The organism is Micromonospora sp. WMMD714, from assembly GCF_029581315.1.
Classification (GTDB): domain Bacteria; phylum Actinomycetota; class Actinomycetes; order Mycobacteriales; family Micromonosporaceae; genus Micromonospora; species Micromonospora rifamycinica.
This window is the reverse complement of the sequence record NZ_CP120744.1, coordinates 2,346,489-2,360,599: the sequence shown is the minus strand read 5'-3', so window position 1 is coordinate 2,360,599 and position 14,111 is coordinate 2,346,489. Positions and strand designations below refer to the sequence as shown.

Annotated in this window: 13 protein-coding genes; 2 read left to right on the top strand and 11 right to left on the bottom strand. The window is 73.5% G+C overall.

The window, feature by feature from the left end; all coding sequences use genetic code 11:
• Window positions 1-13: 13 nt before the first annotated feature.
• From O7625_RS10655 to sbnA, 11 genes are read right to left on the bottom strand one after another with little or no spacing between them, the layout of a single operon-like run.
• A complete protein-coding gene (locus O7625_RS10655; RefSeq protein ID WP_282345646.1) occupies window positions 14-1,264 on the bottom strand; it encodes an FAD-dependent monooxygenase in 1,251 nt (416 codons plus the stop codon).
• Window positions 1,261-1,500: an acyl carrier protein gene (locus tag O7625_RS10650; protein ID WP_197699986.1), complete on the bottom strand. Its 240-nt coding sequence runs from the start codon at window positions 1,498-1,500 to the stop codon at window positions 1,261-1,263. The genes O7625_RS10655 and O7625_RS10650 overlap by 4 nt, the downstream gene beginning before the upstream one ends.
• The gene (locus O7625_RS10645) at window positions 1,493-3,400 is read right to left on the bottom strand and encodes an HAD-IIIC family phosphatase (protein WP_282345645.1); all 1,908 of its coding nucleotides are present in this window, start codon (window positions 3,398-3,400) and stop codon (window positions 1,493-1,495) included. The genes O7625_RS10650 and O7625_RS10645 overlap by 8 nt, the downstream gene beginning before the upstream one ends.
• Window positions 3,390-4,457: a 3-oxoacyl-ACP synthase III family protein gene (locus O7625_RS10640; protein ID WP_282345644.1), complete on the bottom strand. Its 1,068-nt coding sequence runs from the start codon at window positions 4,455-4,457 to the stop codon at window positions 3,390-3,392. Before O7625_RS10640 ends, O7625_RS10645 begins: the two co-directional genes overlap by 11 nt.
• Window positions 4,458-4,498: 41 nt before the next feature.
• On the bottom strand, window positions 4,499-5,530 hold the full coding sequence (gene sbnB / locus O7625_RS10635; RefSeq protein WP_282345643.1) for a 2,3-diaminopropionate biosynthesis protein SbnB: 1,032 nt from the start codon (window positions 5,528-5,530) through the stop codon (window positions 4,499-4,501).
• 53 nt (window positions 5,531-5,583) lie between these two features.
• Window positions 5,584-5,781 carry an MbtH family NRPS accessory protein gene (locus tag O7625_RS10630; protein WP_067303203.1) on the bottom strand — a complete coding sequence of 66 codons (198 nt, stop codon included), beginning with the start codon at window positions 5,779-5,781 and terminating at the stop codon, window positions 5,584-5,586.
• Window positions 5,778-7,634 (bottom strand): non-ribosomal peptide synthetase, encoded by a 1,857-nt coding sequence (locus O7625_RS10625; RefSeq protein WP_282345641.1) that lies wholly within the window; start codon window positions 7,632-7,634, stop codon window positions 5,778-5,780. The genes O7625_RS10630 and O7625_RS10625 overlap by 4 nt, the downstream gene beginning before the upstream one ends.
• Complete coding sequence (locus O7625_RS10620) at window positions 7,631-8,140, bottom strand: nuclear transport factor 2 family protein (protein WP_067303208.1); 510 nt, start codon at window positions 8,138-8,140, stop codon at window positions 7,631-7,633. The genes O7625_RS10625 and O7625_RS10620 overlap by 4 nt, the downstream gene beginning before the upstream one ends.
• Window positions 8,141-8,142: 2 nt before the next feature.
• Window positions 8,143-8,655, bottom strand: a complete 513-nt coding sequence (locus O7625_RS10615; protein ID WP_282345640.1) for an N-acetyltransferase — start codon at window positions 8,653-8,655, stop codon at window positions 8,143-8,145.
• Entirely contained in the window at window positions 8,652-9,608 is a 957-nt protein-coding gene (locus O7625_RS10610) for a TauD/TfdA family dioxygenase (protein ID WP_067303240.1), read from the bottom strand. The genes O7625_RS10615 and O7625_RS10610 overlap by 4 nt, the downstream gene beginning before the upstream one ends.
• Window positions 9,609-9,640: 32 nt before the next feature.
• Entirely contained in the window at window positions 9,641-10,651 is a 1,011-nt protein-coding gene (gene sbnA, locus O7625_RS10605) for a 2,3-diaminopropionate biosynthesis protein SbnA (RefSeq protein WP_067303214.1), read from the bottom strand.
• A 169-nt stretch (window positions 10,652-10,820) separates the two neighbouring features.
• On the opposite strand from sbnA, the gene O7625_RS10600 reads away from it, so the two are divergent.
• Together O7625_RS10600 and O7625_RS10595 are read left to right on the top strand one after the other, a co-directional pair.
• A complete protein-coding gene (locus tag O7625_RS10600; RefSeq protein WP_282345639.1) occupies window positions 10,821-13,301 on the top strand; it encodes a beta-ketoacyl synthase N-terminal-like domain-containing protein in 2,481 nt (826 codons plus the stop codon).
• Window positions 13,298-14,068 carry an alpha/beta fold hydrolase gene (locus tag O7625_RS10595; protein ID WP_282345638.1) on the top strand — a complete coding sequence of 257 codons (771 nt, stop codon included), beginning with the start codon at window positions 13,298-13,300 and terminating at the stop codon, window positions 14,066-14,068. Before O7625_RS10600 ends, O7625_RS10595 begins: the two co-directional genes overlap by 4 nt.
• Window positions 14,069-14,111 lie beyond the last annotated feature (43 nt).

Sequence of the window (14,111 nt, the reverse complement as noted above, 5' to 3'; positions counted from 1 at the left end):
GGGGCCGGATGGTTCAGACGCCGAGGCCGGGCCGGCTGCCGCCGGCCGCCACGGCCAGGTCGGCCGGGTCGATGCCGTGCGGCGCGTTGAGGACGCCGCCGAAGATCCGGTACTTCAGCGGCAGGGCGTCGAGCAGCCGGTACCGGGCGCGACGCAGCAGCACACCGGGGGTGGTGCCGGTGGCCAGCGCCTTCTCCTGGAGCCGCTGGAAGCTGGTGACGTGCGCCTTGTGGCGACGCCGCTCGGTGACGAACCCGGTGAACGCGGCGGCGGGGACCGGGCCGGCGGTGGACAGCGCGTCGGCGATGACCGGCGCGATCACCACGGCGTCCTGGATGGCCAGGTTGACGCCCTGGCCGAGGATCGGGGTGCAGGTGTGCGAGGCGTCGCCGATCAGCACCAGCCCGTCGCGGGTCCACTCCGGCACCTCGGCCGTGAAGATCTCCAGGAACGACGTGTCGTCCCACGAGTTGAGGTGCTCGGCGACGACCGGGGCCAGCCGCGGGTCGAGCGCCATGATGCCGGCCTTGAACGGCTCGAAGCCCGCGGTGCGCAGCGCGCCGAGCCCCCGCTTGGGCAGGTTGTGGCCGACCCGGAGGAAGTCCGGGAAGGTGGGGAGCACCACCAGGTGCCGGTCGCGGTCGACGACGAGTTCCGCCTGGAGACCCCAGTCGGCCGGGCGCGGCAGCTTGAAGGAGAGGAAGTCGCGGGCCATGTGCTGCACGTCGGCGGTGATCCCGGCCGCGTGCCGCACCTTGGAGAACCGGCCGTCGGCGCCGACCACCAGCCGGGCGCGTACCTCGCTCGTCGCGCCGTCGCGGCGGCGCAGCCGGGCCCCGGTGACGGCGTCGCCGTCGCGCAGCAGCCCGGTGAACGAGGTGCCGAAGCGGTACTCGAACGTCGGGAACTCCGCCGCCGCGTCGCTGAACATCGCGATGAGGGCGGGCTGGGGGATGTCCACCGGCACCTCGCCGAGCGCGAACCGCCGGTAGTCGACGTGCATCACCCGGCGGCCCTCCATCCGCATGGTGACGCCCTCGGTCCGCAGGAAGCCGTGGGCGTCGAGCGCCGGGCCGAAGCCGAGCCGGCGCAGCGTCACCACCGACGGCGCAGCCACCGTCTCGCCCCGGAAGTCGCGCTCCAGGGAGGTCTGCTTCTCGACCACGATCACGCCGATGCCCCGGCGGGCCAGCAGGAAGCCGAGCAGTGCGCCCGCCGGGCCGCCACCGACGATCAGGACGTCGGTCTCCTCCACGGCGCTCACCGTCGGCTCCCCGCGTCCGCGCCGACGAGCTCCGCGAGTTCGCCGACGGTGGCGACCGCGGCGAACCGCTCGTAGTCGAGGGGACGACCCACCTCGCGCTCCAGGTACACCAGCACCCGTAGCGCGTTGACCGAGTCCCAGCCGTCCACCGCGGTCAGCGGGGTGTCCGCCGCGATGGTCTCGCCGGGCAGGTCGAGCAGGTCGGTGATGACCTCGACCACCAGATCCTCAGCCAACACGGAACACCTCCGGTTCATGCGTGATCTCGATGAAGGGACTCAGGTCGGGCAGCCGCGCCAGGTCGTGCCGGAACTCGCCGGTGTCGCCGGTGGGGTGGAACCCGAGCGAGGGGTAGAGCTCGGCGAACCGGCCGTTGCGGTCGGTCGGCCGGAACGTGCCGGTGACGCCGGGTGCGCCGGCCGCGGCGGCCGCCCGCAGCACCAGCCCGAGCAGGGTGCTCTCCACGCCGCGGCTGAACACCCGGCAGCTGAGCACGAAGTTGCCGATGGCCCAGGTGCCGTCCGCGGCCCGGTCCAGCGCGATCGCGGCGATCAGCCCGTGGTCGCCGAACGTGTCGCCGAGGCGGGCGGTGAAGAAGGTGGGGACGCCGTCCGTGCCGGACCGGTCCACCTCGTCCGCGCCGTACCGCACGCCGGTGAGGTTGCACTGGTTGGTCTTGGCGAACAGCTGGGTGATCCGCCCGGCGTTGACCGGTGTGCACGGTTCGACGGTGAGCCGGGTGCCGAGCCGCGCCAGGTGGTCGGCCAGGCTGGTCGCCTGCTGCTCGACCTCCCGGCGCCGGGCCTGCCGGCGGTACAGGGTGGTGCGGTCGCGGTCCTCGTCGGTGACCGACAGCACCAGGAAGTCGCCCCGGGCGGCGAGCGTGGCGGCGTACCCCGCCGGGTCGTCGGGCAGCTCGACGGTGGTCACCTCCGGTGCCATCCGGCGCATCAGTTCCCGCTCGACCGGGTTGTCGTCGACGAAGACGAACGCGTCGCTGCCGAGGTTCAGCTCGGCGGCCATCGCCCGGACGTTGCCGGCCTTGGGTTCCCAGTCGATCCGCCGGGCCACCAGGTGCGTGCTGCGCAGCAGCATCTCGGGGTGGTTGTCGAGCGCCTCCACGGCGACCGGCTCGTCGTTCTTGGAGCTGACCGCGAGCAGGACGCCCTGGGCGCAGAGGTCGAGGGCCAGCCGCTGGAGTTCGGTGTGCGCGGTTCCCGGATAACTGCCGCCGATCCGCAGTCCGGCGGTGCCGACGTCGCCGACCACGCCGTCCCAGAGCGTGTTGTCCAGGTCGAGGACCAGGCACTTCGCGGTACGGCCCAGGTCGGCGGCGGCGACCCGGGACAGCTCCTCGGCGTACGCCAGCAGGTAGCCCGGCGCGTAGGCGTGCCCGGCCACCTGGCGCATCCGGTGGTCGGCGAAGATGCCGCCGGCCGCCTCGGCCAGGTCGCCGTGGTCGAGCACCACTGTCGACGGCAGCTCGGCCGCCAGCGCGGCCAGCCCGGCGTTCATCCGCGACCAGGCGGCGGCGAGCCGGGCGCGGGCGGCGTAGCTCACCAGCCGGCGCGACCGCAGCGGACCCAGCGGGATGGTGGTGAGCACGGTGAGCCCGCCGAGCGTGTCGCGGGCGGCGGTGGCCCAGCCGGCCAGCTCCGCCGGGAAGGCCGCGCAGCGGGCCTCCACCTCGTCGAGGTCGACCGGGTCGGCCACCCGGTCGAAGACCGCCGCGTCGTCGAGGAGGCAGCCGACCAGCCTGGGCCGCAGCGTGGACAGCTCGGGCGCTCCGGCGGCGATCTCCAGCTGCCACTGGTTGAAGCCGGCCATCCGGATCTCGGGAAGGATCCCCCGGCGGAACGCCGCCGCCGTGATCATCGGCGGCAGGGCGTCCATCGTGGAGCTGCCCAGCAGGGCCAGGCGCGTCCTCGGCAGGTCGGCGTCGGCCAGCGCCGCCCGGCCCCGGGCGCCGCGCAGCAGCCGGCCGGCCGCCTCCAGATCGAGTGGATCGGGCACCCGGTCGAGCAGCTCGCGGACCGTCGCCAGGTCCGGCGGGGTGCCGCCGAGACTGGCCCGCAGCCCGGCCAGCGCGACCCGGCCGGTCGCCGGCGCCGACCCGGTGCCCTGGTCAACCGGCATCGGGGCCGCCCTCCGCCCGGTGCCGCAGGGCCATCCCGGCCAGCACCCACTTCGACGACTCGACGGTCGCCACCAGCATCCGGCCGCCCTCGCCGACCCCGCCGCGGATCCGCCGCAGCGCCCGGTTGAGCTGGATGAACGGCAGCGCGTTGCCGTTGTTGCCGGTGTCCGCCACGCAGGACACCGCCTGCTCCTCGCCGACCCCGAGGTAGTCCCGGATCCGTTCGGTCATCACGCCGTTGAGCTGCGGGGTGAGGACGTGCTCGACGTCCGGCAGCCGCCACCCGGTGACCGCCACCAGCTCGTCGAGGATGGCGCGGGCGGCCTCCGGCACGTGCCGTTCGATCGCCTTGTAGTCCTCCTCGCCCATCGCCTCGCGTACCGTCCGGCCGTGCGCGTCGGGCACCTGCGGGGCACCGGCGACGCCGTACCAGCGGACGATCTGGGCGGGCGCCCGGCCCTTGCCGACGGTACGCAGGAACAGGTGCTCCACGAGCAGCCCCGGCCCCTGGGTGCCGGCCTCCACCACGGCCGCCCCGCCGCCGTCGCCGAACATCGCGAAGTTCACCATCTCGGCCGGTCGCAGCTGGGCCACCGCGTCGCCGGGCGGCAGCATGTTGCGGCAGGTGTCGGCGCCGATGACCAGGCCGCGGCGCAGACCGGAGGCGAGCAGCGCACGGGCGGTGTAGAGGCCCTGCAACGCGCCCGCGCAGCCGGAGGTCAGCTGGAACGTGGGCAGGTCGTTGAGGCCGAGCCGGTCGGCGACCAGGTTGACGGTCGCCGGCATCAGGTGGTCCGGCGAGGCGGTGGAGAGGACGAGGAAGTCGATGGCCGCCGGGTCCACCCCGGCCCGGACCAGGGCCTGCTCCCCCGCCTCGGTGGCCAGGTCACCGGTGGTCTTCGGCACGCCCGTCGGGCTGTCCGGCCGGCAGAAGTAGCGGGTGCGGTTGCCCGTCACGGAGTCCAGCCACCGCTCGTGCAGGCCGAAACGCTCGGCCATGTCACGGTTGGTGACGGGCTCACCGGGCAGCACCTCGCTCAGTGCGATCAGTCTCATGGTCGTCTCGCCTTCGGGTTCGGGCGGTCGTGATCGGGCGCTCAGCCGTACCGCTGGACGTCGTGGAAGAAGTCCGGGACGCAGACGAGCGCGTCGTCCGCGCCCACCTGGTCGTAGACGTGCTTGGCCAGCACCAGGTCGAGCACGCCGAGCCCGAACGGGGAGAACACCACCGGCCGGTCCGCGGGCGGGACGATGCCGCCGGTCAGCACGTCGCACAGCGTGCCGGCCACGAAGTCCCGGTGGCCGACCCGCTGCTCGGTGAGGTGGACCGAGGTGCCGGCCTTCATCACGTGTTCGACGTCGTCGACCACGTTCCAGGCGTCGAGGACGACGTCCGGGTCGAGGTCCCGCAGGGACAGGTGCAGCACCAGCGGCGCGTGGCCGAACAGCGCCGGGTCGCTCACGTGCGGCTCGCCGGCGACGGTGGTGAACAGCACCAGGTCGCTCCCGGCCAGCAGCCCGTCGAGACGGTCGTGGGTGACCACCTGCTCGCCGCAGCGGCGCAGGTGGTCGCCGAATCCGGCGGCGTGCTCCGCCGACAGGTCGTGCACGCCGACCGACTCGAACCGCAGGCCGTTGGCGCGCAGGTAGCGGTGGGTGTAGCGGGCGATGACCCCGGCACCGACCACGCCGAGGCGGCGGGGGGTGACCCCGCGCGCCGCGGAGAGCCGGACCGCCGCCGACGCCGCCGACGCGGCCGTCCGGGCCGCGCTGATGATCGACGCTTCCAGACAGGCGATCGGGTAGCCGGTCTCGAAGTCGTTGAGGACCAGCACCGCCGAGGCGCGCGGGATGCCGGCCGCCACGTTCTCCGGGAAGCTGGAGATCCATTTGAGGCCGTGCACGCCGACCTTGCCCCGGACCGACGCGGGCAGCGCGATGATCCGGTCCCGCGGCCGGTCCGGGAAACGCAGGAAGTAGGAGTCCGGGTTGGTCGTCTCGCCCTCGCCGTGCAGCCGGTACGCGCTTTCGATCAGCTCGGTGACCTCGCGCTCCCGCCCGTGCAGGACGTCGTGCACCTGCCGGCCGGAGATGATCGCGAACGGTGGTACCTGGAACATGGTGCTCATCAGCTCCTGAGTCGTCGTACGGCGGGGTGGGGGGTTCGGCCGACCGACCGGTCCTAGCTGGCGGCCCGCCCGGCGGTGGCGCGGCGCAGCGACGCCGGCCGCAGGTCGGTCCAGACCCGGTCGACGTGGCTGACGCACTCCTCCTCGGTGCCCTCGAAGCCGACCGGACGCCAGCCGCCGGGATCGGGGTGACCGGCCGGCCACAGCCCGTACTGCTCCTCGTGGTTGACCAGCACCCGCCACCGGCTCATGCCGACACCGCCGCGGTGTTCACCCGCTCGTTGACGGCGTCGGTGAAGGCGCGGAAGGTGCGGTGCTCGAAGAGCATCCGGGTGGGCACCTTGACCCCGCCCAGGCTGGTCCGCAGCCGGGTGGCGACCTGCATGGCGTTGAGCGAGTGGCCGCCGATGAGGAAGAAGTCGTCGTCCTCGTCGACCTTCTCCAGTTCGAGGACGGTGCACCACACCTCGCGGACGGTGTCCGTGGCGTCGACCTTCATCTGTGTCTCCTCGGGAGTGTCGGATCCGTCGGCGGCGTCCCCGGTGGACGTGAGCCGGCGGATGAGGGCACCGCGGTCGGCCTTGCCGCCGACGGTCAGGGGGATGGTGTCGACGACCGCCCAGTCAGCGGGCTGCATCCAGCTCGGCAGCTGGCCCGCCGCGTACGCCCGGACGGCCGCCAGGTCGCCACCGGGACGCAGGTGGAGCACGGCGGAGAGCCGCCCGCCGTCCTCCCCGCCGTGGTAGAGCATCACCGCGCGGCTGACGTCCGGGTGGTCGGCGAGCACCGACTCGATCTCGCCGAGTTCGACCCGGTGCCCACGGATCTTGATCTGGTCGTCGGTGCGGCCGATGTACTCGATGACCCCGTCGGCCCGCCGGACCACCCGGTCCCCGGTCCGGTACATCCGGGCGCCGTCGGTCGACAGCGGATCGGGCACGAACCGCGCGGCGGTCAGGCCGGGCCGACCCGAGTAGCCCCGGGCCAGGTAGGGGCCGGCGACGCACAGCTCGCCGGGGGTGCCGTCGGGTACCGGCACCAGGTCGGGGTCCACCACCCGGGCCTGCACCCCGGCCAGCGGGCGGCCGATGGTCGGGCTCTCGCCGGGCCGGATGAACGTGCCGGCCACGTTGACCGCCGCCTCGGTCGGCCCGTACAGGTTCATGGCGGTGACCGAGCCGTCGCCGACCAGGGTCTGCAACCGCGCCCACAGGGCGGGGGGCACCGCCTCGCCGGCGACGAAGAGCCGCAGGTGCCGCTCGGGGCCGGCGACGGCGGCCAGGTCCTCGATGAGCATCTGCGCGTGCGACGGGGTCATGTCCGCCTCGGTGAGCCCGCGCTCGACGATGAACTCGGCGAACTCCTCGGCGTCGCGCCGCATGTCGTCGGTGAGCACGCCGACCGTGTCGCCGCGGAACACCCGCACCCACTCCTGCACCGAGGCGTCGAACGCGATGGACGCGTTCCAGGCCAGCCGGGCGCCGGGCGGCCCGAAGAAGCCGCCCTGCTCCATGCCGTTGAGGAAGCTGACCAGCGCCCGGTGGGACACCTCGACGCCCTTCGGCCGCCCGGTCGAGCCGGAGGTGAAGATGACGTACGCCAGGTTGTCCGGGTGCAGGGTGACCGGCTCCGACCGCGGCACCCCGGCCCAGTCGGTGCGGTCGAGCAGCACCGGATCGGGTCCGGAGCCCTCGGGCAGCGAGCCGACCAGGCCGGCGTGGGTGATCGTGGTGACCGGCGCGGCGTCCCGGACGATCCGGCCGAGGCGCTGGGCCGGCTGCTCCGGGTCGAACGGCACGTAGACCGCGCCGGCCTTGAGGATGCCGAGGATCGCCACGATCAGGTCGGCGGTCCGGGGCAGCAGCACGCCCACGGCGCACTCCGGCCCGGCGCCACGGGCGGTCAGCAGGGTGGCCAGCCGGTCGCTGCGGTCGTCCAGCTCGGCGTAGCTGAGCGTGGCGTCCACGCCGACGACCGCGGCCCGGTCGGGGTGGGCCGCGACCGCCTCCCGGAACGCCGCCACCGCCGACCCGTGGAACTCGGGACGGCTGCGGCGGTCCGGCGCCGGCCCGGCCTCGACCGGGGTGGGGAGGATCTGCGTCATGACCCGACCGCCTCGGCCCGCTGCTCGGCCACCCGGTCCAGCAGCGCCTGGGTGTCCTGCAACGGCCCGGCCTCGGTCTGCAGCACCACCTTCCAGGTGCCGTGGTCGCGCAGCCAGCAGGTGGCGTGCACGAAGGTGATGGTCATCTCGGCCGAGTCGAAGCGGACGACCTCGAGGATCTGGCCGCTGACGCACTGCTGGACCACGGTCTTGATCGGGGTGACCGTCAGCGTCCAGGTCGGCTCCTCGAAGTACTCCCGGAGGATCCGGCCCCAGGCGTCGCGGTTCATGCCGACGGTGCCGTCGGCACCGAGGCCGGTGGCGTTGGGGCCGATGAAGTGACCGATGAACCGCTCGTAGTCACGCTTGGCGAACGCCCCGACGAAATCGTCGCCGGCCTCGGTCAGCTCGGCCACGCACCGCTCGCATCCGGCGTCGCCCGCGTGACCGGCGGTGAACGCCGCTCCGGTCACGTCCGGGTCGACGAGCGCCAGCTTCTCCCTCATCCTCAGTCCTCACTCTCGGTTGGAGCGGCGCGGTCGTCGCGCGCCCGCGTCATCAGCAGCAGCACCCCGCCGGGGTGCTGCGGATCCGGGATCGTGCCGTCCGGGCGGAACCCCTCGGAGGTGTAGAGCGCCTGCGCCCGGTGGTTGTACGGCTTGACGTCCAGCCAGACGGCCCGGGCGTCGTGCCGCTCGAAGGCGTGGGCCACCGCGGCCCGGAACATCGCCCGGCCGTGGCCCCGGCCCCGGAGCTCGTGGGCCAGCACGACCCGGCGCAGCTCGACCCGGCCACCGCCGTCGCGCAGCCCGGCCAGCAGGACGAACCCACCGACCGTCGTCCCGACCACGGCGACCAGGTGTTCCTGGTCGGCGTCCGCGAACGCCGCCAGGTGGTAGTCCCGGCCGGTGACGCCGAGGTACGACGTGGTGTCCGGCCCGACCTCCATCCGGGTGATCCCGTCCAGGTCGTCCGGGACCGCCGGGCGTACCACGAGCGCCGGGCCGACGGAGGTGGTCACGGCGTCCCGACCGCCGCGTCCGACGCCTCGGCCATGGCGATGGCGATCTTCCGGGCCCCGGTGTACGGCTCCCGACCGTGCGCGGTCAGCATGTTGTCGATGACGACCAGGTCGTCGCGCTGCCAGTCGAAGCGGGTGCTGGCGGCCCGGTACGCCTCCTGGAGGTGCTTGGTCACCTCGGCCGGGATCTCCCCGCCGTCGCCGTAGTAGCTGTTGGTCGGCAGGTTCTCCGACCCGAACATGTCCAGCATCTCCTCGCGGTAGACGGCCGGCAGCGTGTCCACGTGGAAGAAGGTGGCGTGGTTGAACCACACGTCGGCACCGGTGACCGGGTGCCGGCGTACGGCGTCGCGTACCGCCCGGGTGCGCAGCCCGTCCGCGCCGATCCACTCGACCTGGATGTTCTGCGCCGCGCAGTACCGCTCGACCTCGGCCCGGTCGTCGGTGTCGTAGAAGTACTGCCAGGTGCCGCCCATCGCGCCGAAGTTGCGCACGTACGACCACTTGCGGCGGGTGAACTCCTCGACCACCGCCGGGTCGATGTGGTCGAGGACCCGGCGGACGTCGGCGAACGGGGTGGCGCCCTGCGTCGCGGCCGGGGTGAGGCAGTAGAAGTAGACCTTCATCGGCCAGTTCTGCTGGTACGAGCACTCGTTGTGCAGGAAGATCTCCTCGTTCTCCGGGTAGTCCGTCGAGGTGAAGACGTTCCCGGAGAGGCTGCTGCGCGGCGAGGACCGCTCGGTGTAGTCCAGTGGCTCGCCGGACAGCGCCCGCACCACGCGGTGCAGCCCCTCGACACCGCCGACGTCGAAGCCGCGGAACAGCACCGCGCCCTGCTCGGTGATGAGCGACCGGATGGCGGCACGGTTGTCGCGTACCGTGTCGAGGATCGCGCCGTTGCCGTCGTACTCGATGACGGTCGGAAGACCGTCGGGAAGCGCGGAGATCCGCATCATCGTCCCTCTCGTCGAATGCCTGCCGGTCGTCACAGCCGCCCGGCGGCTGCGATCCCGGATTCCTTCCACAGGTGCGACACCTCACCGAAGTTCTGCCGGACCCAGGTGTCGGAATAGATCGTGTTGAGGTAGCGCTCCCCGCGGTCGGGGAAGATGAGCACGCAGGTGGCCCCGGCCGGGATCTGGTCGCGGTAGCGCTCCAGCGCCGACACCACCGCGCCGGAGGACCCGCCGGCCAGGATCGCCTCCCGCGCCATCAACCGGCGACAGCCGACCACGGCGTCCAGATCGGACACGTGCACGACCGGCCAGGTGCTGGCCGGGTCGAGCAGCGGCGGCGGGGCCGAGGCCCCGTGGCCCGGGATCAACCGGCGGCGGCTCTCGTCACCGAAGATGGCGCTGCCCACCGCGTCCACCGCGACGACGGTGGTGCCCATCCGGTGCTCCCGGACGTACTCGGTGACCCCGGTCAACGTGCCGCAGGTGCTGGTGGCACAGAAGATGAAGTCCGGGTCGCCGGGCAGCGCGTCGACGATCTCCCGCATGGTGCGGTGGTGCGCCTGCGGGTTGCGCGGGTTGGCGTACTGGTTCGGCCAGAAGCTGTGCGGCTCGCGCGCCACCAGCTCGCGGACCCGTTGCAGGCGGATCGGCAGGAACTCCCCGGTGACCGGGTCGGGCTCCTCGATCAGCTCGATCTCCGCCTGGAAGGCGCGCAGGATCGCGAGGTTCTGCGGGGTGGTCTTGGCGTCCACCACGCAGATGAACCGCAACCCGAAGTAGCGGCAGATCTGCGCGATACCGACCGCCAGGTTGCCCGAACTGGACTCGATCACCACCGACCGGTGCGGGACCAGTTCGCCGCTGCGGATGCCGTGCAGCAGCATGTTCAGCGCCGTGCGGTCCTTGATGCTGCCGCCCGGGTTGGCCAGTTCGAGCTTGCCGAACACCCGGGCCGGCCGGTCACGCAGCAGGCCGTCGAGTTCGACCAACGGGGTGCCACCGATGCACCCGAGGATGCCCTGCACCGTGTTGCGGGTCATGACTGCGCCTCCTGCCGTCGATGGGGCCGAGTCTGTCCGGGCCCCCTTGAGCGGCTCTTGACGCTCCGCGGCCGGCACGGACCTCAGGGGGTCTCAAGAACACGTCGGTACGGTCCGCCCTAGTCGTGCACCGGCGCCGCGAGGCCGTCAGCGAAAAGCGAGGAGCGACGTGGATTCCACACAGTTGCGCGCCCTGGTCGAGGAGCAGTTACGGCAGTCCCGTGCCCTGCGGGCCCGCATCCGCGAGTTGGAGCAGGAGCGGCACACCCCCCTGGCGGTGGTCGGCATGGCGCTGCGGTTCCCGGGCGGGATCAGCACCCCCGAGGCGTACTGGGACCTGCTCGACGGCACCGGGGAGGTGGCATGCGAGATCCCGGCCGACCGGCCGGGGCTGCGCGCCGCGTACCACCCGGAAGTCGGCCGGGTCGGGCGGTCGTACGTGCGGCGGGCCGGCTTCCTGCGGGACGTGGCCGGTTTCGACGCCGACTTCTTCGGCATCTCCAACCGGGAGGCCGAGTCACTGGACCCGCAGCAGCGGCTGCTGCTGGAGACCTCCTGGGAGGCGCTGGAGCGGGCCGGCATCGCGGTCCGCCGTGGCGGCCGGCTCGACGCGGGCGTCTACGTCGGCATCATGGCCTCCGAGTACGGCCAGCGGTTCACCGACGGTGACCCGGAGCGACTCGATCCGTACTACGGCACCGGCGGCGGGCACTGCTTCGCGGCCGGGCGGATCAGCTACGCGCTCGGGTTGCGCGGTCCGGCCGTCAGCATCGACACCGCCTGCTCGTCGTCGCTGGTGGCGCTGCACTCGGCGGCCCGTGCCCTGCGCGGCCGGGAGTGCCGGTACGCCCTGGTCGGTGGCGCGAACCTGCTGTTCTCACCGCAGCTGATGGTGTCGCTGTGCCAGAGCCGCGCGGTCGCCCCGGACGGCCGGTCCAAGCCGTTCCTGGACGGTGCCGACGGCTACGGCCGGGGCGAGGGTGTCGCCACCGTGGTCGTGATGCGCCTCGACGACGCCCTCGCCGAGGACCGCCCGGTGCTGGCGGTGCTGCGCGGCACCGCGGTCAACCACGACGGCGCCTCGTCCGGGCTCACCGTGCCCAACGGCCCCGCCCAGCAGGAGGTGATCCTGGCCGCGCTCCGGGACGCCGACGTCGCGCCGGCGCAGGTCTCCTACCTGGAGGCGCACGGGACCGGCACCTCGCTCGGCGACCCCATCGAGGCGGCGGCGCTGCACGGCGTGTTCGGACGCGACCGTCCGGCCGGCGACCCGCTGCGGGTAGGCAGCGTCAAGGCCCGGCTCGGCCACCTGGAGGCGGCGGCCGGGATGGCCGCGCTGATCAAGGTGGTGCTCATGCTCCGGCACGGTCGGCTGGTCGCCGACGTGCCGCCGGGCGAGGGTCCGCTCAACCCGCTCATCCCCTGGTCGCGGCAGTGCCTGGAGGTGGTCCGCGCACCGCGTGACTGGACCGGTGAACGGTTCGCCGGGATCAGCGCGTTCGGGCTCAGCGGCACGAACGCGCACGTCGTGCTCCAGTCCGCACCGGCTCCGGCCGAGCACGACGAGCCGGGCGGGCCGGGCGGGCGGGCCGAGCTGCTGGTGCTCTCCGCCCGGACCGAACCGGCGCTGCGCACGCTGGCCGCCACGGTCAGCACCCGGCTCTACCGGGCGGACGACCGGACGGCCGGGTCGATCTGCCACACCCTGCGGTCCGGGCGCACCCCGATGGGGTACCGGATCGCGGTGACCGGTGGCACCGCGCGGGAGCTGGCCCGCGCGCTGAGCAACGCCGTCGACCTGCCGGCCACCGCCGTCACCGAGGTGCCCCGCGAGGTGCTGCTGCACACCGGCGACCCGGTTACGCTGGCCGCCGCCGTACGGTCGCTGGCGGACCGCTTCCCCGGCCTCGGCGAACCCGGCGGCGACCCGGCCGCCTGGCTGACGGCCGCGCTGGCCGCGCTGGGCGTACCGGTGCGGTCCGCTGCCGGGCCGACCGGCGCGGACGCCGCGGTGGTGAGCATCGGAACCCGCCGCGTGGTGCTCGTCCCGGCCGACCCGCTCCGGGCGGAGCAGGTGTTCCTGGACGCACTGGCCCAGCTGTTCCGCGCCGGTGTCGACCTGCACGGGGATCCGCTGCGGACGCCGGGCGTCCGGTACCTGCCGGACCTGCCGACCTATCCGTTCCAGCGTCGCCGGCACTGGGTCGACGAGCCCCGGACCGGCAGGTTCGAGGCGACCGCCCCGGTGGTGCCGCCCCTGTCGGCGGCCGTGTCCCCGGCGGCCATGGCCCCACCGACGGTGTCCCCGGCGGTTGTGTCCCCGGCGGCCGGCACCGACGCGATCGTCGCCTTCCTCCGCGACGAGCTGGCCGCCGCCCTCAAGGCCGACGAGCTGGACCTCGCGGCCACCTTCGCCGACCTGGGCGGGGACTCGTTCACCGCGATGCTCTTCGTACGCAGCGTGGAGGACCGTTTCGCGACGCCGGACATGCAGGCGGAGTTCGCCGTCGACCGCCCGTTGACCGAGCTGCTCGGCGAGCTGGCGGCGGCGATCGCGGCCCGGTCCGCGGCGGATCCGGTCAGCGCCGCAGCGGGGGTGGCCGGCGTCCGGATGGCACCGGTCGGTGCCGGGGCGGGGGCGGACCGGTGAGGCCGTTCATCCGCCCGCGCCCGGTCGAGAACCCCGCCCTGCGGCTCGTCCTGCTGCACCACGCCGGCAGTTCCGCGATGGTCTACTACCCGCTGGTCCGGCTGTTGCCGGCCGACTGGGACGTGCTGCTGCTCGACCTGCCGGGCCGGGGCTCCCGGCACGGCGAGCAGCCGGACCGGGAGATGACCCGGGTCGTCGACCGGGTGCTGTCCGACGTCGCGCCGCAGGCGGACGGCCGTTACGCGCTCTTCGGCCACAGCATGGGCGCGATCGTGGCCAGCGAGGTGGCCCGCCGGCTGGCCGGGCAGGGTCGACCGCCGGTGTGGGTGGGCGTCTCGGGCCGGTGTGCGCCGGCCAGCCCGGTCGACCACCCCGCCCGGCTGGTGACGCTGGACGACGAGAGCCTGCTCACCACGCTGGTCGGGCTGGGCGGCCTGCCGGCCCTGATCGGTGAGGTCCCGGAGCTCCGCGAGCAGTTCCTGCGGATCGTCCGGCCCGACCTGGAGGCGGTGGCGTCCTACCGGCCCCGGGTCGACCGGTCGCCGCTGCCCTGCCCGATCACCGTCTTCGGCGGTATCGACGATCCGTTCGCGCCGCTGGGCAGCCTGCCGGCCTGGCAGGACGAGACCGTCGCACCGCTGCGGCAGTGCCTGTTCCCGGGCGGGCACTTCTACTTCGCCGACGACGCGCTGCCCGAGTTCGCCCGGCAGCTGCGTGCCGAGTTGCACGCCGAGCTCGGCACGCAGGCCGCCCGAGCAGCAGGTTGATCGACCGGAGGACGGACTCACGTGAGATTTTCACGTGAGTCGG

Bases quoted from the DNA above. Each gene is read 5' to 3' on its own strand.
- O7625_RS10625 (WP_282345641.1), bottom strand. From the start codon at position 7,634: ATGACGCAGATCCTCCCCACCCCGGTCGAGGCCGGGCCGGCGCCGGAC.
- O7625_RS10630 (WP_067303203.1), bottom strand. From the start codon at position 5,781: ATGAGCCGGTGGCGGGTGCTGGTCAACCACGAGGAGCAGTACGGGCTG.
- O7625_RS10640 (WP_282345644.1), bottom strand. From the start codon at position 4,457: ATGAGACTGATCGCACTGAGCGAGGTGCTGCCCGGTGAGCCCGTCACC.
- sbnA (WP_067303214.1), bottom strand. From the start codon at position 10,651: ATGACCCGCAACACGGTGCAGGGCATCCTCGGGTGCATCGGTGGCACC.
- sbnB (WP_282345643.1), bottom strand. From the start codon at position 5,530: ATGAGCACCATGTTCCAGGTACCACCGTTCGCGATCATCTCCGGCCGG.
- O7625_RS10645 (WP_282345645.1), bottom strand. From the start codon at position 3,400: ATGCCGGTTGACCAGGGCACCGGGTCGGCGCCGGCGACCGGCCGGGTC.
- O7625_RS10610 (WP_067303240.1), bottom strand. From the start codon at position 9,608: ATGCGGATCTCCGCGCTTCCCGACGGTCTTCCGACCGTCATCGAGTAC.
- O7625_RS10620 (WP_067303208.1), bottom strand. From the start codon at position 8,140: ATGAGGGAGAAGCTGGCGCTCGTCGACCCGGACGTGACCGGAGCGGCG.